This is a genomic window from Streptomyces sp. RKAG290 (assembly GCF_023701695.1).
Taxonomy (GTDB): Bacteria; Actinomycetota; Actinomycetes; order Streptomycetales; family Streptomycetaceae; genus Streptomyces.
Genome location: NZ_JAJOZC010000001.1, coordinates 3,548,065 through 3,566,884, shown reverse-complemented (window position 1 = coordinate 3,566,884; position 18,820 = coordinate 3,548,065). Strand labels below are relative to the sequence as shown.

Annotated in this window: 15 protein-coding genes; 9 read left to right on the top strand and 6 right to left on the bottom strand. The window is 71.2% G+C overall.

Translation table 11 applies throughout. The annotated features are described in order from the left end of the window. Positions 1–6: 6 nt before the first annotated feature. Complete coding sequence (locus LNW71_RS15525; protein ID WP_250968766.1) at positions 7–987, bottom strand: alpha-ketoacid dehydrogenase subunit beta; 981 nt, start codon at positions 985–987, stop codon at positions 7–9. 2 nt (positions 988–989) lie between these two features. Next, the gene (pdhA, locus tag LNW71_RS15520) at positions 990–2,138 is read right to left on the bottom strand and encodes a pyruvate dehydrogenase (acetyl-transferring) E1 component subunit alpha (protein WP_250968765.1); all 1,149 of its coding nucleotides are present in this window, start codon (positions 2,136–2,138) and stop codon (positions 990–992) included. A 340-nt stretch (positions 2,139–2,478) separates the two neighbouring features. Here pdhA and LNW71_RS15515 point away from each other — a divergent pair, with 340 nt between their 5' ends. The 3 genes from LNW71_RS15515 to LNW71_RS15505 all read left to right on the top strand — a co-directional run bounded on the left by LNW71_RS15515 (position 2,479) and on the right by LNW71_RS15505 (position 4,709). Continuing rightward, complete coding sequence (locus LNW71_RS15515; protein ID WP_250968764.1) at positions 2,479–3,138, top strand: response regulator transcription factor; 660 nt, start codon at positions 2,479–2,481, stop codon at positions 3,136–3,138. A 94-nt stretch (positions 3,139–3,232) separates the two neighbouring features. After that, a complete protein-coding gene (locus tag LNW71_RS15510; RefSeq protein WP_250968763.1) occupies positions 3,233–3,667 on the top strand; it encodes a pyridoxamine 5'-phosphate oxidase family protein in 435 nt (144 codons plus the stop codon). A gap of 58 nt (positions 3,668–3,725) precedes the next feature. Then, entirely contained in the window at positions 3,726–4,709 is a 984-nt protein-coding gene (locus LNW71_RS15505; RefSeq protein WP_250968762.1) for a phosphotransferase, read from the top strand. Between the two features lie 3 nt (positions 4,710–4,712). Here the strand turns inward: LNW71_RS15505 and LNW71_RS15500 are convergent, their stop codons facing one another. Continuing rightward, complete coding sequence (locus LNW71_RS15500; protein WP_250968761.1) at positions 4,713–6,359, bottom strand: protein kinase; 1,647 nt, start codon at positions 6,357–6,359, stop codon at positions 4,713–4,715. Positions 6,360–6,654: 295 nt separating this feature from the next. Between LNW71_RS15500 and LNW71_RS15495 the strand changes: the two genes are divergently transcribed. The 6 genes from LNW71_RS15495 to LNW71_RS15470 all read left to right on the top strand — a co-directional run bounded on the left by LNW71_RS15495 (position 6,655) and on the right by LNW71_RS15470 (position 14,431). Further along, entirely contained in the window at positions 6,655–8,295 is a 1,641-nt protein-coding gene (locus LNW71_RS15495) for a protein kinase (protein WP_250968760.1), read from the top strand. Positions 8,296–8,417: 122 nt separating this feature from the next. Then, a complete protein-coding gene (locus tag LNW71_RS15490) occupies positions 8,418–9,167 on the top strand; it encodes a hypothetical protein (protein WP_250968759.1) in 750 nt (249 codons plus the stop codon). A gap of 84 nt (positions 9,168–9,251) precedes the next feature. Next, positions 9,252–9,860, top strand: coding sequence for a PadR family transcriptional regulator (locus tag LNW71_RS15485; RefSeq protein ID WP_250968758.1), 609 nt, complete (start codon positions 9,252–9,254; stop codon positions 9,858–9,860). Between the two features lie 279 nt (positions 9,861–10,139). Beyond that, positions 10,140–10,907 (top strand): ABC transporter ATP-binding protein, encoded by a 768-nt coding sequence (locus LNW71_RS15480; protein ID WP_250968757.1) that lies wholly within the window; start codon positions 10,140–10,142, stop codon positions 10,905–10,907. Continuing rightward, entirely contained in the window at positions 10,904–13,750 is a 2,847-nt protein-coding gene (locus tag LNW71_RS15475; protein ID WP_250968756.1) for an FtsX-like permease family protein, read from the top strand. The genes LNW71_RS15480 and LNW71_RS15475 overlap by 4 nt, the downstream gene beginning before the upstream one ends. A gap of 129 nt (positions 13,751–13,879) precedes the next feature. After that, on the top strand, positions 13,880–14,431 hold the full coding sequence (locus tag LNW71_RS15470) for a bacterial proteasome activator family protein (protein ID WP_285802131.1): 552 nt from the start codon (positions 13,880–13,882) through the stop codon (positions 14,429–14,431). A 221-nt stretch (positions 14,432–14,652) separates the two neighbouring features. Here the strand turns inward: LNW71_RS15470 and LNW71_RS15465 are convergent, their stop codons facing one another. The 3 genes from LNW71_RS15465 to LNW71_RS15455 all read right to left on the bottom strand — a co-directional run bounded on the left by LNW71_RS15465 (position 14,653) and on the right by LNW71_RS15455 (position 18,694). Then, on the bottom strand, positions 14,653–15,642 hold the full coding sequence (locus tag LNW71_RS15465) for an NAD(P)H-quinone oxidoreductase (protein WP_250968755.1): 990 nt from the start codon (positions 15,640–15,642) through the stop codon (positions 14,653–14,655). A gap of 275 nt (positions 15,643–15,917) precedes the next feature. After that, positions 15,918–16,991: a potassium channel family protein gene (locus tag LNW71_RS15460; RefSeq protein ID WP_285802700.1), complete on the bottom strand. Its 1,074-nt coding sequence runs from the start codon at positions 16,989–16,991 to the stop codon at positions 15,918–15,920. Positions 16,992–17,011: 20 nt separating this feature from the next. After that, the gene (locus LNW71_RS15455) at positions 17,012–18,694 is read right to left on the bottom strand and encodes a molybdopterin-binding protein (RefSeq protein ID WP_250972021.1); all 1,683 of its coding nucleotides are present in this window, start codon (positions 18,692–18,694) and stop codon (positions 17,012–17,014) included. Positions 18,695–18,820: the final 126 nt, after the last annotated feature.

Sequence of the window (18,820 nt, the reverse complement as noted above, 5' to 3'; positions counted from 1 at the left end):
CTGTCCTCAGTACGCCAGCGAGCGGTCGACGGCGTCGAGCACGCGGTCGAGACCCGGCAGGTACTCGTCCTCCAGCCGGGCGGGCGGGTACGGGACGTGGTAGCCGCCGACCCTGAGCACCGGTGCCTCCAGATGGTAGAAGCAGCGCTCGGTGATCCGGGCGGCGATCTCCGCGCCGGAGCCGTAGAACACCGGCGCCTCGTGGACCACGACCAGCCGGCGGGTCTTCTCGACCGAGGTCTGGATGGCGTCGAAGTCGATCGGGGACATCGAGCGCAGGTCCACGACCTCGATCGACTTGCCCTCTTCCTCGGCGGCCGCTGCGGCCTCCAGGCAGACCTTCACCATCGGGCCGTACGCGACCAGCGTGAGGTCCGTGCCCGTACGGGCGACGGAGGCCCGGTGCAGCTGGCCCGGGATGGACTCGGTGTCGACCTCGCCCTTGTCCCAGTACCGGCGCTTCGGCTCGAAGAAGATGATCGGGTCGTCGCTCAGCACGGCCTGCTGCATCATCCAGTAGGCGTCGGACGCGTTCGAGGGCGAGACCACCTTCAGGCCCGCGACGTGCGCGAACAGCGCCTCGGGCGACTCGCTGTGGTGCTCCACGGCGCCGATGCCGCCGCCGTACGGGATCCGCACGACGACCGGCAGCTTGATCTTGCCGAGCGAGCGGGCGTGCATCTTCGCGAGCTGCGTGACGATCTGGTCGTACGCGGGGAAGACGAAGCCGTCGAACTGGATCTCCACGATCGGCCGGTAACCGCGCAGCGCCAGGCCGATGGCCGTACCGACGATGCCGGACTCGGCGAGCGGGGTGTCGATCACCCGGTCCTCGCCGAAGTCCTTCTGCAGCCCGTCGGTGATCCGGAAGACCCCGCCCAGCTTGCCGACGTCCTCACCCATGATGAGGACCTTGGGGTCGGTGTCGAGGGCCTTGCGCAGCGACTCGTTGAGCGCCTTCGCGATGGACATCTTTTCCATGGCCATGGCTACTTGCCCTCCTCGGCGAACGATGCCTGGTAGGCGGCGAACTGGGCGCGCTCCTCGTCGACGAGCGCGCTGCCGTCGGCGTAGGCGTGGTCGAAGATCGCCAGCCGGTCCGGGTCGGGCATGGCCCGTACCGCTTCGCGTACCCGCTTGCCGAGGGTCTCGCTCTCCTCGTCCAGGCCGGTGAAGAACGCCTCGTCGGCGGCGCCCTGCTTCTCCAGGTAGGTGCGCAGGCGCAGGATCGGGTCCTTCGCCTCCCAGGAGGCGCGCTCCTCGTCGGCCCGGTACTTCGTCGGGTCGTCGGAGGTGGTGTGCGCGCCCATCCGGTAGGTGAACGCCTCCACGAGGGTGGGGCCCTCACCCCGGCGGGCCCGCTCGAGCGCCGACCTGGTGACGGCCAGGCAGGCCAGCACGTCGTTGCCGTCGACCCGGACGCCGGGGAAGCCGAAGCCCTGTGCGCGCTGGTAGAGCGGCACCCGGGTCTGCTTCTCGGTCGGCTCGGAGATCGCCCACTGGTTGTTCTGGCAGAAGAACACGACCGGGGCGTTGTAGACCGCGGAGAACGTGAACGACTCGGCGACATCGCCCTGGCTGGAGGCGCCGTCACCGAAGTACGCGATCACGGCCGAGTCCGCGCCGTCCTTGGCCACGCCCATGGCGTAACCGGTGGCGTGCAGGGTCTGCGAGCCGATGACGATCGTGTACAGGTGGAAGTTGTTGACCGTCGGGTCCCAGCCGCCGTGGTTCACACCGCGGAACATCCCGAGCAGGTTGGTCGGGTCGACCCCGCGGCACCAGGCCACGCCGTGCTCACGGTAGGTCGGGAAGACGTAGTCGTCGTCGCGCAGTGCCCGGCCGGAGCCGATCTGGGCGGCCTCCTGGCCCAGCAGCGAGGCCCACAGGCCCAGCTCGCCCTGGCGCTGCAGCGCGGTGGCCTCGGCGTCGAAGCGGCGGGTCAGGACCATGTCCCGGTACAGGCCTCGCAGCTCGTCCGCGGTCAGGTCGATCGAGTAGTCCGGGTGCTCCACGCGCTCGCCCTCGGGCGTCAGCAGCTGTACAAGCTCGGGTCCGGAACTCTGTGGCGTCTTCGCGGCGCTGGTCCGCTTGCTGCTGCGTCGCGGTTTGCGCGCGGCAGTGCTCTCCACGGTCACGTGCGTGCTCCTCCGTCGGTCCGGCCCCCGGGGTCTGCCGGGAGACCAGTGCGGCTCGCCTGTGTCCGTACCCGTGCACGGGGTGGGTGCCGCTCGGTCCGGGAACAGGCGTGACAGGTGCCCCGGCGAGCGCCCTGTTATTAAGCACGTTACCCAGTGCCTCGCGTAACTGCGAAACCCTATCTGACCTGCGATTTTGCTTGGATTTCCAAGTAAATCGAAAAATACGGGAACTCTCGCTGGTCACAGCACTGGTAACAGCCTTGCAGGCCGCCGGAACAACGGCACGTTATCTCGCCGGACAGCGGCAGGGAAGAGGGGAGTGTGTGAGACTGCGTTTGTGCGCAAAGAAGGAAAAATCACTGTTTTTCTGCTGGATGACCACGAAGTCGTCCGTCGCGGAGTCCATGAGCTGCTCTCGGTGGAGGACGACATCGAGGTCGTCGGGGAGGCCGGTACGGCAGCGGACGCGCTGGTCAGGATCCCCGCGACCCGGCCCGATGTGGCGGTCCTCGACGTGCGGCTGCCGGACGGCAGCGGGGTGGAGGTCTGCCGGGAGATCCGCTCCCAGGACGAGTCCATCCACTGTCTGATGCTGACCTCGTACGCCGATGACGAGGCACTTTTCGACGCGATCATGGCGGGCGCCTCCGGATACGTCCTCAAGGCGATCCGCGGCAACGAGCTGCTGAACGCGGTACGGGACGTGGCGGCCGGCAAGTCGCTGCTCGACCCGGCGGCCACCGAGCGGGTGCTGGAGCGGCTGCGCGACGGCCAGAAGAGCCGCGGGGACGACAAGCTCGCGGGCCTCACCGACCAGGAACGCAGAATCCTGGACCTGATCGGCGAGGGGCTGACGAACCGGGTAATCGGTGAGCGGCTCCATCTCGCCGAGAAGACGATCAAGAACTACGTATCCAGCCTGCTCTCCAAACTGGGTATGGAACGCCGCTCGCAGGCCGCCGCCTATGTGGCGCGGCTGCAGGCCGAAAAGCGCTGACCAGCAAGAAAGAAGCCTTCGGGACTTTGGTCCCGCGCCACCCGGGGCTGCGGACTCTTTCTTACGTTCCCCGCGCCCGGGGACAGTGGAGCTCATGTCATCCGAGGAACTCCACGCAATCGAACTGCTCGGCCGGGTCCCCTACGGCCGGCTGGCGACGAGCATGCGGGCACTTCCGATCCTGACGGTGGCCCGCCACATCGTGATCGAGGGCCGCGTCGTGCTGCGCATGCACAGCAGCCTCGGCTACCACGACGCCTGCAACGGCACGGTCGTCGCGTACGGCGCGGACAACTGCAACGCGGCCACCTCGACGGGCAGCAAGGGGCTGTGGTCCGTGCAGTTCACCGGGCCCGCGGAGATCATCGAGCCGACCTGCGCCCAGCGTGAGCTCTTCGGACCCCGCCCCGCCGAGGTGAACGGGGAGCCCTTCGCGGCCGCCTACCTCCGGCTCGACCCGCACTTCGTCACGGTGCACACTCTGGACTTTCACGCAAATCGAGAGGGCCGGCAACACAGCGTGATCTAACATCTGGCGAGTGCCGCGCTCATCTGTAACCCTCCCGCCTGTTCCCCCGGTAGGCGAGGTGCTGCGCCGCTACCCGGACACCGGTGAGCCGCTCACCTGCGAACCCCTCACCCAGGGCCTGCTCAACCACGGCTACCGGGTCTCCACCACCCGCGGTTCCTACTTCCTCAAGCACCACCTCGACGACTCCACCGGCGACCGCGCCACGATCGTCCGCCAGCACCGGGCCACCCAGCGGCTGCAGTCACTCGGCGTGCCCGTCGCCCCGCCCGTCGAGGACACCGAGGGCGGCACCGTCACCGAGATCGGCGGCCGCCGCTACGCCCTGCACCCCTGGGTCGACGGGCTGCACCGGGCAGGCGCCCAGCTCACCGTGGCCCAGTCGGTGCGGCTCGGGGCGCTGCTCGGAGCCGTACACACCGGACTCGCGCAGGTGATGGAGGCGGGCGCGGAAGCCGGGGCAGGCTGCGCCAGCCCGGACCCCGCCGACACCTTCGCGCTGATCGACGAGCTGCTGGCCGCGGCTCGCGGCCGCAGGCCCCGCGACTCCTTCGACGAACTGGCCGAGCACCGGCTCCTGGAACGGCGCACCCTGCTGGACCGGCACGCGGGGGACAGACCGCCGCCCCCCGGCATCCCGGCGACCGGCTGGGTGCACGGCGACTTCCACCCGCTGAACGTGCTCTACCGGGGCGCCGACCCGGTGGCGATCCTCGACTGGGACCGGCTGGGCGTGCAGCCCCGCGCGGAGGAGGCCGTGCGGGCCGCGGCGATCTTCTTCGTGCGGCCGGCCGGCGAACTGGAGCTGACGAAGGTGCGGGCGTACGCACGGGCCTACCGGCAGGCGGCCGGAGCCGGGGCCGCCGAACTGGCCGCCGCGGTGCACCGGGTGTGGTGGGAGCGGCTCAACGACTTCTGGATACTGCGCTGGCGCTACTGCCTGAACGACCGGAGGGCCGACCCGCAGTTCCCTGCGGTGTCGGCCCTGGCGGTCTGGTGGACCCGTGAGTACGACGCGGTGCGCGAGGCCTTCACGGGGTGAGCATCACCCGGCGGTCGTGCCGGCCCCCGCCGCGGCGCCTTCCGTGGCGCCTTCGGCAGCGCCTCCGGGCGCACCGTCCCCGCCATCGGTGGCACCTTCACTGGTGCCGGAGTTGCCCTCACTGGCGCCCGTGTTGCCTTCGCTGGTACCGGAGTTGCCCTCGGTGGTACCGGCGTTGCCCTCGCTCGTGCCGGCGTTGCCCTCGTTGGTGCCCGTTCCGCCGTTCTCCGTGTTGCCCGGGTCCGACTGGGACGCCGTGGCGGACGGGGAGTCGGACGGCTCGCTCGGTGTGGGCGACGGGGTGAACGACGGCTTCTCAGGCGTCTCCTGCTGATCACCGGTGGAGTTCCCCGGCTGCTGGGTGTCCTCGGTCTCCTCGTCGGTCGGCGAGGCCGAACTCTTCGACGGGGAGGGGGAGCTGGACGTCGAGGGCGGTGTCTCCTCGTGCTTCTTGCCGCCGCCCTGCGCCGCGTTGAGCGCGATGGCGACGCCCGCCCCGATCGCGATCAGAGCCAGTACGACGAACAGCCACATCTTGCCGCGGCCACCACCGCCGCGCCGGCTGCTGCCGCCCTCGTACCCGCCGTCGTCCGGGTTCATCGGCGGCAGGATCGGTCCCTGCGAGGTGTCGCCGTGCTGCGGGTGCCCCATCGCCCGGGTGGCGCCGGTCATCCCGTGGGGCGGGGTGTTCCCACCCTCGTTCAGCACGACCGGTCCGGTGTTCCACGTACCGGTGTGGCCGCCCTGGACCTGGAGCATCTGCAGGCTGTACTGGACGAGGCCGCGCATCTCCTCGGCGCTCTGGAACCGGTCGTCCGGGTCCTTCGCGAGCGAGCGCATGACGAGTCCGTCGAGCTCCGCCGGCACCACGTCGGAGACCTCGGACGGCGGGACCGGAATGTCCTGAACGTGCTGATATACGACGGAGAGCGGCGTTTCGCCGGTGAATGGGGGCCGCAGTGCGAGGAGCTCGTAGAGCAGACAGCCGGTGGCGTACAGGTCGGAACGGTGGTCGACGGCCTTGCCCAGCGCCTGCTCGGGGGAGAGGTACTGCGGCGTGCCCATGACCATGCCGGTCTGGGTCATCGTCGACTGCGCGCCGTGCAGCGCACGGGCGATGCCGAAGTCCATCACCTTGACCGCGCCGGAGTGCGTGATGATCACGTTGGCGGGCTTGATGTCCCGGTGCACGATCCCGTGCTGGTGCGAGTAGGCGAGGGCCTCCAGCACACCGGAGACGATGATCAACGCCTGCTCGGGGGGCGGGGCCTCCGCATTGAGCAGCAGGTCACGGATGGTGCGGCCCTCGACGAGCTCCATCACGATGTACGGGACGGTCTGGCCGGCCACCGTGTCCTCGCCGGAGTCGTACACCGCCACGACCGCGTGGTGGTTGAGGCCGGCGACCGACTGCGCCTCGCGCGTGAACCGGGCCTTGGAGACCGGGTCCTCGGCGAGATCGGAGCGCAGCAGTTTCACCGCCACCGTGCGACCGAGCCGGACGTCCTCGGCCGCGAAGACCTCGGCCATACCGCCCCGGCCGAGGCGGCCGGTCAGCCGGTACCGTCCGTCGCCGACCACACCGCCGATGCCCCAGGAGTCGGTGCCATCCGGAACTCCGCCGCCGTTTGCTTCGGGTTCGGGTGCCATCAGTCCTCGCCGTCGTATATGTCCGCGCGTCCGCGGGTTCTCACGGTGCCTTGCTGCATTGCCACGTCACGCTACAGCCTTCGTCGGACACACCGTTTTCGAGAGGGACGGGTCATCCAACCGGCTGGCGCGCCACCCGCGCAAATTACATGCGGTTCCTGTAACGCTTCCGAGACGCTTCTTGTGCGTAGGGTCACGGAACGGGCACCTGGCTTGACGTGTCGTACCCCTCGGGCAGACTTGGCCCGTAATACGGATCTTCGCGTGAGCAGCGCGCCCGAGGGGGAAGTAAGTCATGAGCCAGGACGGCGCACAAGGGGCCCAGGGTCGCTACGCGGGCGGTTCGGTCGCCGGCGGCCGCTACCAGCTGCGTGACCTGCTCGGCGAAGGCGGGATGGCGTCCGTATATCTGGCGTACGACTCCGCGCTCGACCGGCAGGTCGCCATCAAGACGCTCCACACGGAACTGGGCCGTGAGCAGTCCTTCCGTGAGCGGTTCCGGCGCGAGGCGCAGGCGGTCGCCAAGCTGCAGCACACCAACATCGTCTCCGTCTTCGACACCGGCGAGGACGAGCTCGGCGGCGCGCTGATGCCGTACATCGTCATGGAGTACGTCGAGGGGCAGCCGCTCGGCTCCGTTCTCCAGGCGGACATCACGAATCACGGTGCGATGCCGGCCGAGAAGGCGCTCAAGGTGACGGCCGACGTCCTGGCCGCCCTGGACACCAGCCACGAAATGGGCCTGGTCCACCGCGACATCAAGCCCGGCAACGTGATGGTGACCAAGCGCGGCGTCGTGAAGGTCATGGACTTCGGCATCGCCCGCGCCATGCAGTCGGGCGTCACGTCGATGACGCAGACCGGCATGGTCGTCGGCACGCCGCAGTACCTCTCCCCCGAACAGGCCCTTGGCCGTGGGGTGGACGCGCGCTCCGACCTGTACTCGGTCGGCATCATGCTGTTCCAGCTGCTGACCGGGCGCATCCCGTTCGACGCGGACTCGCCGCTGGCCATCGCGTACGCGCATGTCCAGGAGGAGCCGGTCGCGCCGTCCACGATCAACCGGTCGCTCACCCCCGCGATGGACGCGCTCGTCGCCCGCGCGCTGAAGAAGAACCCGAACGAGCGCTTCCCGAGCGCCGCCGCGATGCAGGACGAGATCACGCGGGTGCTGAGCGCGAGCGGGCACACGGGCGCCCCGGTGATCGTCGCCGGCGCCGGCGCACCGGCGAACAGCGGCTCGGGTGTGGGATCGGCGGTCTTCCCGCCGGTCGACCAGTCCGCCCCCGCACCGCAGCACGTCCAGACGCCGTACCAGCCCGGCCCGTACCAGTCGCAGCAGCAGCCCGGCCCCTACGGCCCGCCGACGCCCGCCCCCTCGTACGGCTATCCGCAGTCGGCCCCGGCGTACCAGACCTCCGCGCCGATGTCGCCGATGCAGCAGCAGACCCCGCCGCCCTACTCCGTCTCGCCGCACACGACGACCTCCCCTGCGGGCGGCGGCGGCTCCAAGCGGAACATGCCGGTCATAGTGGGCTCGATCGTCGTTGCCCTGATCGCGATCGGCGGCCTGATCACGGTGCTCTCGATGAAGGGCGACGACACGGGCAAGGACGACACCACGTCGAGCGAGTCCCCGGCGGCCGACCACAAGGATCCGGAGCGGAACCGGACGATGAAGACCGAGGACTGCACCGACGCCATGGAGGACAACGACGACCCGAACAAGGTCGACGCTCCGAACTTCCTCTACAAGGACATCCTCTCCGCGCGGGCCTGCGCGGACGCGGCGGGCTGGACCATCAAGCAGATCAAGGTGCCGGGGAACGCCTACGCCGAGGACCAGATCATCGACCAGTTCCCCACCTCCGGAACCGCGGTCCCCAAGACGGGTGCCCACTTCGAGCTCCGCATCGCGACGGGCGACCCTGCCTAGGTCTTTCGCTCGGCCCCAGGGCCCCCCGCCCGTGCCGGGCTACGTCGGCGCCGCCGGTCCGGGGGACATCCATCCGCGCCACCTGAGATGCCGGACATAACGTCACATGTGACGCTGATCGCATGGCTTCAGGACACCGCCCCTCGCGGTCCTCAAGGTGCGTGGCCTGCCTGGCGATGACGGCAGCCGCGGCGCTGGGGGCCGTGACGGGTGGCCAGGCGTACGCGGACCAGCGGGCGACCGCCGGGGGCCCGGCGCCGGCCAGCGCCTTCGCGCCGCCGCTGCCTGCGGCGGCCCCCGGGGCGTCCGCGGAGACTTCCGCCGCCTCCGGACCTTCCGCACCCCCGTCCGCCGTGCCGCCGTCCATCGAGGCGCCGTCCGCCACTCCCTCCGTACCGCCTTCCGTCGGTCCTGCCGCTCCGCACGGCCCCGGTGCGTCCACCGGTCCGTCGGCCGCGCCCGCCCACCCCGCGCCCCAGGCGTCACCCGCCTCGGCCTCCCCGTCCGCCACCGACGGATCGCCCTCGCCGAGCGCCGGATCACCGCGCCCCGAGGACGAGCAGTCACCGCTGGCGGGGCTGCCTGCCGGGGAAGGGCGGCCGCGGCCCGGACGGGAGCTGACGCCCGAGGAGATCGAACAGGCGGACGACGCCATGGATCCGACCGAGGAGGAACCCGCCGCGTCGGATCCCGCCGTGGCGCCGGCCGTGACGCCCGATGCGAGCACGTCCGCCGAAGCCGGCCGGAAGTCGCGTCAGGCCCTCGGCGGACCGGCGGCGCGAGAGGTACGGGGGGTGTCGCTCGGCGTGGGAATCGCCCTGGTCGGCCTGGGTCTCGGCTTCCTCGCACTCCGCATGCGCCGCACCTACTGACCCTCGCGCACCGACCGGCTCCACGGCCGCACGGGTGGCCCCGGAGACTTGCGTTCGGCAACATACTCGGTATACATACTCAGTATGTCGATCCGTCACGGGCTGCTGGCCCTGCTGGAACGGGGGCCGCGGTACGGCTCCCAGCTCCGCACCGAATTCGAGTCGCGCACCGGCTCCACCTGGCCGCTCAACGTCGGGCAGGTGTACACGACGCTGAGCCGGCTGGAGCGCGACGGCCTGGTCGCCCAGGACGGCGAGGACGACCAGGGCCACGCCCTCTACTCGATCAGCGACGACGGTCGCGCCGAGCTGCGCAGCTGGTTCGAGACGCCGGTCGACCGCAGCAGCCCGCCCCGCGACGAGCTGGCCATCAAGCTCGCCATGGCCGTCGGCGCTCCGGGCGTGGACATCCGGGCCGTCATCCAGTCCCAGCGCCACCACACGGTGAAGGCGATGCAGGACTACACGCGCCTCAAGGCGCAGGCCCTCACCGATGTGCCGGCCAACCGCGACGAGGTCGCCTGGCTGCTCGTACTGGAACAGCTGATCTTCCAGGCGGAGGCGGAGGCCCGCTGGCTGGACCACTGCGAGTCCCGGCTGGTCCGGCTCGCCGAGGCCGCCGCCACGGAGCCGGAGCCGAACACGTCCACGCGCGGCCCCGCACGTACCGCCCGGCTCCGCGCAGGCCGCTGACCCGGGCCTCCACCCACCGCTGAGCCACCCGCCCGCACCGCCGGGCAGGAGACCGGCTCGCTCAACGGCGGTGTCCCGCACCGCTGGGCCGACTGTTCGTTCCGCTGAGCCGGCCTTTCGCCCGCTGAACCACGGCCGCCGGCCGGGGCGCTCCGGGCGAGGTCCCGGCCCCGCCACTCCGCATCGCGGTCCCGGCCCCGACACTTCGCATCGCGCAGTCGCCCGTCCGCCACCGACCGCCACCGACCGCAGAACCGTTCCGAGGGGGAACCACCCGCCATGTCCCTGCACGCCCCGTCCCCAGCCGCTCCGCCCCTGTCGGTGGATGCTCCGGTGCTCGAACTCCGCGCGCTCACCCGTACCCACGGCACCGGCATCGCCGAGGTGCACGCCCTGCGCGGCATCGACCTGTCCGTGCACGCCGGTGAGCTCGTCGCCGTGATGGGTCCGTCCGGCTCGGGCAAGTCCACCCTGCTGACGATCGCCGGCGGTCTCGACACCGCGACAGCCGGCCAGGTCGTCATCGAGGGCCAGGACATCGCCACGCTCGGCCGCAAGGGCGTGGCCGCGCTGCGCCGCCGCAGCGTCGGTTACGTCTTCCAGGACTACAACCTGATCCCCGCCCTGACCGCCGCCGAGAACATCGCCCTGCCGCGTGAACTCGACGGTGTCTCGGTGCGCAAGGCCCGCAAGGAGGCGCGTGCCGCGCTGGAGGAGATGAACCTCCTGGAGATCGCCGACCGCTTCCCGGACGAGATGTCCGGCGGCCAGCAGCAGCGCGTCGCCATCGCCCGCGCGCTGGTGGGGGACCGGCGCCTGGTGCTCGCCGACGAGCCGACCGGGGCGCTCGACTCCGAGACCGGCGAGGCCGTCCTGGCGCTGCTGCGCAACCGCTGCGACCAGGGTGCGGCCGGTGTGATGGTGACGCACGAGCCCCGCTACGCCGCCTGGGCGGACCGGGTCGTCTTCCTGCGGGACGGCTCGATCGTCGACCAGACGCTGACCGCCGGGGCCGACTCGCTGCTGACCGCCGGAAGTGCCGAGTGAGCGTCTTCACGGGCTGGCGCGCCGCCCTGCGGATAGCCCGCCGCGACGCCATGCGGGCCAAGGGCCGCAGCGCGCTGGTGGTCGCGATGATCGCGCTGCCGGTGCTCGGGGTGACGGCCGCCGATGTCACGTACCGCAGCGCCACCCAGACCGAGACCGAGAAACTGACGGCCGAGATGGGTGCGGCCGACGCGCTGTTCAAGGACCCCGGCTCGGGTCCGATGGAGCAGTCGGTCAACGGGGACAACTACGGCAGCCTCAGCGACACCCCGCCGTCCGAGGACGCGCCCGCACTCGACCTGCGGACCGCGTTCCCCCAGGGCGCGCGGGGCATCAGCATCCAGTCGGTGCCCGCGAGCGTCACCACCGGTTACGGCATCACGGACACCGACATCTTCGAGTTCCAGGTCTCGGACCGGCTGGCGCGCGGCAAGATCGACCTCGTCGACGGCACGTTCCCGCACGGCCCCGGTGAGATCGTCGCCACCGAGTCGTTCCTGAAGTCGTCCGGGCTGCACGTCGGTTCACGGACCACCCTGCGCGGGCCGGAGCAGAAGTACACCATCACCGGCGCCGTCGAGCAGCCGGACGACCTGGAGGTCAAGGCGCTCTACGCCGACCCGGGCGCGGTCATCGCCCCGTGGAAGGCCACCGCCGCCCACGACAAGAAGGTGCTGCCGCCGAACGCGGGCGAGACGACCTGGCTGGTGAAGGCGTCCGGCGCGCAGGGCGTCAGCTGGCCCGAGGTGATGGCGGCCAACAAGAAGGGCGCCCTCGTCGTCTCCCGCCAGGTCGTCCTGGACCCGCCGCCGGACTCCGAGGTCCCGCTGACCCGGAGGCTGGGCAGCAACACCATGAGCAGCGGCTCCACCGAGCTGAGCGCGGCCCTCGTCACGGTGGTGGCCATGGCGGTCCTGGAGATCGTGCTGCTCGCCGGACCGGCCTTCGCCGTCGGTGCGCGCCGCTCCCGCCGTCAGCTCGGACTCGTCGGCACCTGCGGCGGGGACCGGCGTCACGTACGGGCCGTGGTGCTCTCCGGCGGGCTGGTGCTCGGCGGCGTCGGCGCGGTCGTGGGAGTGGCGGCCGGGCTGCTGCTGACCGTGGTGTTCCGGCCGATGATCGAGGACCAGGCCGGACAGCGGTTCGGCTCGCTCTCGCTGCATCCGAAGGAACTGCTGGCCGTCGCCGCGATCGGGCTGGTCACCGGACTGCTGGCGGCGTTCGCCCCGGCGGTCGTGGCGAGCCGCCAGTCGGTCCTGGAGTCGCTCACCGGACGGCGGGGCGTGCGCCGCAGCTCCCGGGTACTGCCCGTGGTGGGCTCCTGCGCGCTGGCCGTCGGCGTCGCCGTCGCCGTCTACGGCGGTGTCAGCGGCAGGTCCACGCTGGTCGCCGGCGGCTCGGTCGTCGCCGAACTCGGACTGCTCGCCTGCATCCCGGTGATCGTCGGGCTGCTGGGCCGGCTCGGCCGCAGGCTCCCGCTCTCGCCCCGGATGGCGCTGCGCGACGCGGCCCGCAACCGCGGGCGGACCGCTCCGGCGGTCGCGGCGATCATGGCCGCGGTCGCGGGATCGGTGGCCGTCGCCACGTTCATGTCCAGCAAGATGGCCGAGTCGGACTACGAGTACACGCCGATGCTCGGTGAGAAGTCGGTCGTGCTCTACACCACGGACGAGAAGAGCGTCGAGCGGCTACCGCTGGCGCGGGCGGCCGTGGAACAGAACATGGCAGCCACCGGCAGGCCCGCCGATGTCTCGCGGGTCTGGGCGGGCAGCGACTGCAACGTCTACTACGAGGACGACGACAGCTGCGGCTCGATGGAACTGGTCAAGCCCACCGGCAAGGGACACACCTGCCCGCTCAACACCAAGGGGGCCAAGGAGCTCGCCGCACGGCTCACCGCCGAGGAACACCGCAGCATGATGCACTCCCCCGCCTGCCTGGACGAGCGCTACACCATGGGCACGTTCGGCAGCGGCGGGAGCAACATCGTCGTCGGTGACGCGGCACTGCTGAAGACCTACGTGAAGCTCGACGACCCGGCCGCCGCCGCGGCACTGGCCGCGGGCACCCCCGTACTGCTCAACCGGGCATACGCGAAGGACGGCGAGGTCACCCTGAAGTCCGTCCACCGGTACAGCGAGAAGGACAAGAAGAACCGCGCACGGCACCCCGGCCCGGCCCGGCGGACGACCGACCGGATGAAGGTGTACGTCGCGGACGCGAAGTACGCCGAGACCCCCGGGATCCGGATGATCATGCCGGAGAGGAGCGCGCAGCGGATCGGCCTGCACACCGCGCTGTACGGCAGTGTGTACTCCGTCTCCCGCCCGCCGACGGATGCCGAGGAGCAGCGGACCTCGGCCGCGCTCGAGCAGGCCGGAGGCGGCGTCTACGTGCAGGCCGCCGCCGGGTCCCGGGACCGCGAGGACATCATGATGCTGGTCCTGACGCTGTTCGCCGGAGTGGTGACCCTGGGCGCGGCCGCGATCACGACCGGGCTGGCCAAGGCCGACGCGGAGGCCGACCTGACCACCCTCAGCGCCGTGGGCGCGCCCCTGCGGGTACGCCGGAGCCTGTCGGGGTTCCAGTGCCTGGTGGTGGCGCTCACCGGGGTGCTGCTCGGTACGGGGGCGGGGCTGGTGCCCGCGGTGGCGCTGCGCCTGATCGACCTGCGCAACGCGCTGCGGGAGATGCGGATGTCCCCCATGGAATCCGCTTACACCCCGATCGTGGTGCCCTGGGAGACCATCGGGCTGCTGGCCGTCGTCGTCCCGCTGCTGGCCGGGGCGCTCGCGGCGCTGCTCACCCGGTCACGGCTGACGCTGGCGCGACGCGCCGGGTGACCCGGCGGAAGGCTCCGGCGACGGGCTGACCGCCCGCGCCGCGGCGTTCGGTGCCCCCGAAAACGGTGGATCACGCGTTTCCGGGGGCACCACCGTGTTGTACGGCACGTGTGCGAGACAATGGACGGCATGGAGATGCCGAGGAATGAACGGTCGCAGGAGCACCCCCAAGTCCTCGTAGTGGGACAGGACGGAATGGCGATCGGCGGCGGTGGCACTGACGACGAGTCGCGTGAGGTCCCGGTGACGGAGATGGTCGAACAGCCCGCGAAGGTCATGCGCATCGGCAGCATGATCAAGCAGCTCCTGGAGGAGGTAAGGGCGGCTCCTCTCGACGAGGCGAGCCGGGTGCGCCTCAAGGACATCCACGCCAGTTCGGTCAAGGAGCTGGAGGACGGCCTCGCACCGGAGCTGGTGGAGGAGCTGGAGCGGCTGTCCCTGCCGTTCACCGAGGATTCGGTGCCCTCCGAGGCGGAACTGAGGATCGCGCAGGCCCAGTTGGTGGGCTGGCTGGAGGGCCTCTTCCATGGCATCCAGACCGCGCTGTTCGCCCAGCAGATGGCGGCGCGGGCGCAGCTGGAGCAGATGCGTCGCGCCCTGCCGCCCGGCAGCGGGCACGAGGAGGAGGACGGCGGAGGCGCGGACCCGCACGGAGCGATTCGCTCCGGCCCGTACCTGTAGTCCGGGACCTGCCCGCACGCTCGCACTCACGCACACCTAGCGGTCACGCCCGAAGGGCCCGGCACACGATCTTCGTGTGCCGGGCCCTTGGCGTATGGCGTCCCCTTCGCTTACGGGGTTCTCGTGCGGTTCCCGTCGGGGGATTCAGGCAGTCGCGCCGGCTCAGGCGGTCGCAGGAGCCTGCAGGAGCCCGCGCCGGGCCCAGGCAGTCGCGGCCGGGCTCAGGCGGTCGCGGGAGCCTGCAGGAGCACCTTGCCGATGTGTGTGCTGGACTCCATCACCCGGTGCCCCTCCGCGGCGTCGTACATCGGCAGCGTACGGTCCACCACCGGCCGCACGACCCCGTCGGCGATGAGGGGCCAGACATGCTCGCGTACGGCTGCGACGATCGCGGCCTTCTCGGCGAGCGGGCGCCCACGCAGCGAGGTCGCCGTGACGGCGGCCCGCTTGGTCAGCAGGGCACCCAGATTGAGCTCTCCCTTGGTCCCGCCCTGGAGACCAATGATCGCGAGCCGGCCGTTGACGGCGAGCGCCTGCACATTCCGGTCCAGGTACTTCGCGCCGACGATGTCGAGGATGACGTCCGCGCCCGCCCCGTCCGTCGCCTTCTTGATCTCCTCGACGAAGTCCTGCTGCCGGTAGTCGATCAGGATGTCCGCGCCGAGCTCCTCGCAGCGCGCCAGCTTGCCCGGCCCGCCGGCGGTCACCGCGACCCGGGCGCCGATCGCCTTGGCCAGCTGGATCGCCATCGTGCCGATGCCGCTGGAGCCACCGTGCACCAGCAGTGTCTCGGTGGGGCGCAGGTGGGCCACCATGAACACGTTCGACCAGACGGTCGACGTCACCTCGGGCAGTGCCGCGGCAAGAACGAGGTCCAGCCCCGCCGGTACGGGGAGCAGCTGACCGACGGGAACGGCGACCTTCTCCGCGTAACCCCCGCCTGCCAGGAGCGCACACACCTCGTCGCCGACCGACCAGCCGGTGACGCCGGGGCCGATGGCCGAGATCCGGCCCGCGCACTCCAGGCCCGGGTACGGGGACGAGCCGGGCGGCGGGTTGTAGAAGCCCTGCCGCTGCAGCACATCCGCACGATTGACCGCGCTGGAGACGACATCGACGAGGACCTCGCCCTCGCCGGGTACGGGATCGGGCACCTCGGCCCAGACGAGCGCCTCGGGGCCACCGGGTTCGGGGATCGTGATCGCATGCATGGCCGCGAGGCTACTCCGTGCTGTGCGGACACCCGTGAAGCGCGGTTGGTGCGGCGCCGGTTCGCTCGGGGAGGGGCGGTGTCGGTGCGGGGGATTTGGTGCGGGGGGTGTCGGAGCGCGGGTTCGGTGGGGGTATTCGGTCGGGGATTCGGTCGGGGATTCGGTGCGGACGGTGGCTGCCCGACGACTCGTTGGACCAGGTCGGTGTGCGGATGCGCCTCACGTGCTGGCGGGGCCGGCTCCGGAATGACCGCGGCGGCGTATGGGCGCGGGGTTCAGGGGCGTGGAGCGGCCTGCGGGTTGTGGTTCATGGGCGGGTCGTTCGTGACCCGCACGATGGTGATCAGCCGGTCCGTCAACTGCAGAGGACTGGCCGCCGGGTCGTCGTAACCGAGGAGCCGGTGACCGCGCAGGACGCTGACCACGAGGTCGCCGGTCTCCCGGACGTTCTTGCCTACCTCGGCCTTTATCACCGGCCGTTCGACGAGATCGAGCCCGCTGCCCTGCTGGATCAGGTCCTCCATGACCGTGCCCGCGCTGGGGCTGAGCACGGAGAGACCGAGCAGCCGTCCCGCCGCACTGGCGCTGGTGATCACTGCGTCGGCGCCCGACTGCCGCAGCAACGGGGCGTTCTCCTCCTCGCGCACCGCGGCGACGATCTTCGCGCCACGGTTGAGCTGGCGAGCGGTCAGGGCCACCAGGACCGCTGTGTCGTCGCGCTGGGTGGCGATGATGATCTGGCGTGCCTTCTGCAGCTCGGCCCGCAGCAGCACATCGCTGCGCGTCGCGTCACCGAGCACTCCGGTGTACCCCTCGGCGTTGGCGATCTCTATCACCTTGGACGCAGGGTCGACGATGACGATCTGGTCCTTGCTCAGGCCGGTGGCGCAGAGGGTCTGAATGGCCGAACGGCCCTTCGTGCCGAAGCCGACGACAACGGTGTGGTCACGCAAGTTGGTTCTCCAACGCTTCAGCCGGAAGTCCTCCCGGGTCCGCTCCGTGAGGACCTCAAGAGTGGTGCCGACCAGGATGATGAGGAAGAGCACGCGCAGCGGTGTCACGAACACCACATTGGTGAGCCGGGCAACGTCGCTGTACGGGGTGATGTCGCCGTACCCGGTGGTCGAGAGGGTGACCGTCGCGTAGTAGAGCGCGTCCAGGAAGTCGACCTTGCCGTCAGCCGCATCGTGGTAACCCCCACGGTCGACCCAGACGATCAGCACCGTGGCGGCCAGCACCATCAGAGCCATCATCAGCCGCTTGGCGACCTGTCGAGCCGGTCCGTCGACGACCCGGCGCGGGAGCATCACCCGGGTGGGTACGACATGCTCGTCGGCGCGCCTGGCCATCGCGTCATGGCCGGGAAGTTTCACGTGAAACACCCTTCAGTCCACGGCGTCGCCGAGGCCCACGGTAGATCGAGGATCTCCACCTCGGTGCCGGACCGTACCCCGCCCGGCTCCACGACGGCCAGCCCGTCCGCGGCGGCGATCCCGCGCAACATGGCGGGACCGTTGTAATGCAGGGGTACGACGTGGTCTGCCCCGCCCCCGGTTCCGGCCCCGCCGCGGTGACTGAACTCGCGTGCACCGGCTGCACGATGGACCACGGGGACCAGTCGCGTGTCATGCGGATGGCCGTGTACGTCTTCTCGTACCGCAACCCGGTAGAGCTCCTCCGAGGCCCGCCCGGCCAGCCCGCTGAGCAACGGCTCGGCGAGCGTGAGCAGCCCGGACACCGCAGCCAGCGGGTTGCCGGGCAGGCCCACGAGGTACGGCCCCCCGGCGCTGAGCCGGGCGAGCAGCATGGGGTGCCCTGGGCGCACGGCGACTCCGTCGACGAGCAGCTCGGCGCCGATCCCGGCGAGGACCGGGTGCACATGATCGACGGGCCCCGCGGCGGTGCCGCCGGTGGTGATGACCAGGTCGGCCTCGGACGTCAGCAGCGCCTGCCGCAGAGCTTCCGCATCGTCACCCAGGCGTCGTGGGGCGGAAACCTCCGCACCCAGCGCCCGCAGCCACGGCCCGATCATCGGCCCGAGCGCATCGCGGATCAGCCCGTCATGGGGCAGCCCGGCCGTCAGCAGTTCGTCGCCCAGAACGAGGACGTCGACGCGCGGCCGGGGGCGGGTGAGCAGCTGGTCATATCCGGCGGCTGCGGCCAGCCCGAGGACCGCCGGCGTCACCAGAGCCCCGGCGGGCAGGAGTTGCTCGCCGGAACGGCACTCCTGTCCGCGCGGCCTGATGTCCTGTCCGGGGCTGACCTGTCGCTGCGCGTACAACTGCGCCTTGCCCTCGTCGGCGTGGGCGTGCTCGCTGCGGATCACGGCGGTGGCGTCCGCGGGGATGCGGGCGCCCGTGGCGATGCGCACGGCCTCGCCGTCGGGAAGCGGGCTCGGAGCGGCATGGCCGGCCAGGATGCCCGCGCTCTCCCGGATGCTCCAGGGCCCCGGACCGGCGACGGCCCAGCCGTCCATGGCGGAGGTGTCGAAGGACGGCAGATCGGTGAGCGCGGCAAGGGGCTCGGCGAGCACGTGTCCGAGTGCGTGATCGAGGGGTCGGTGCGCCATGCGCGGCGGAACCCCACGGCCTGCATCCGCCGCGACAGCACGGGCCTCACGCCAAGGGGTCGCGCGGGTGCGTCGCCGGTCGCGCGGGGAAGGCTGGTCGAGCGGGGAAGGCTGTTCGTCCGGGGACGGGTCGTGCAGTGAGGAGCCCTGCGGGGAGGCGCCGTGCGGGGAGGAGCCCTGCGGGGAGGCGCCGTGCGGGGAGGGCTGGTCGTCCGTGGCACTTCGGACGGCGCTGCGCGAGGAGCCGTTGGGGTCGGCGCGGAACGGGTCCGACGCGGGTGGCCGGTCCCGCGACCGTCCAGGGACCTCGGACCGCGATTGGCCCTCGGGCCGCGACCGGCCAGGCCCATCGGGCCTGAGATCGCGGGGGGACTGGCGGCCGACCAGCGCGAGAGCCTGCTGCACGGCCCGCTCCTCGTCGGCCGCGGCCTCGGCGGCTCGGGCATCGTCCGTGGTCGCGCGGGTGTCAGCGGCCCCGTTGATGCCGTCCGTGGTCGCGCGAGCGGCAGAGGCACCGCGGGTCGCTTCGGCGACGCGAGTCCCATCGGCGGTGTGGGTCACTTCGGCGGCGGGGGTCGTTTCTTCGATGGGGGTCGTCTCGGCGGTGAG

Excerpts from the sequence above, each read along its gene's own strand:
- LNW71_RS15525 (WP_250968766.1), bottom strand. The coding sequence starts at position 987 with ATGGCCATGGAAAAGATGTCCATCGCGAAGGCGCTCAACGAGTCGCTG.
- LNW71_RS15510 (WP_250968763.1), top strand. The coding sequence starts at position 3,233 with ATGTCATCCGAGGAACTCCACGCAATCGAACTGCTCGGCCGGGTCCCC.
- LNW71_RS15500 (WP_250968761.1), bottom strand. The coding sequence starts at position 6,359 with ATGGCACCCGAACCCGAAGCAAACGGCGGCGGAGTTCCGGATGGCACC.
- LNW71_RS15495 (WP_250968760.1), top strand. The coding sequence starts at position 6,655 with ATGAGCCAGGACGGCGCACAAGGGGCCCAGGGTCGCTACGCGGGCGGT.
- LNW71_RS15490 (WP_250968759.1), top strand. The coding sequence starts at position 8,418 with ATGGCTTCAGGACACCGCCCCTCGCGGTCCTCAAGGTGCGTGGCCTGC.
- LNW71_RS15485 (WP_250968758.1), top strand. The coding sequence starts at position 9,252 with ATGTCGATCCGTCACGGGCTGCTGGCCCTGCTGGAACGGGGGCCGCGG.
- LNW71_RS15480 (WP_250968757.1), top strand. The coding sequence starts at position 10,140 with ATGTCCCTGCACGCCCCGTCCCCAGCCGCTCCGCCCCTGTCGGTGGAT.
- LNW71_RS15470 (WP_285802131.1), top strand. The coding sequence starts at position 13,880 with ATGGAGATGCCGAGGAATGAACGGTCGCAGGAGCACCCCCAAGTCCTC.
- LNW71_RS15465 (WP_250968755.1), bottom strand. The coding sequence starts at position 15,642 with ATGCATGCGATCACGATCCCCGAACCCGGTGGCCCCGAGGCGCTCGTC.
- LNW71_RS15460 (WP_285802700.1), bottom strand. The coding sequence starts at position 16,991 with ATGGCCAGGCGCGCCGACGAGCATGTCGTACCCACCCGGGTGATGCTC.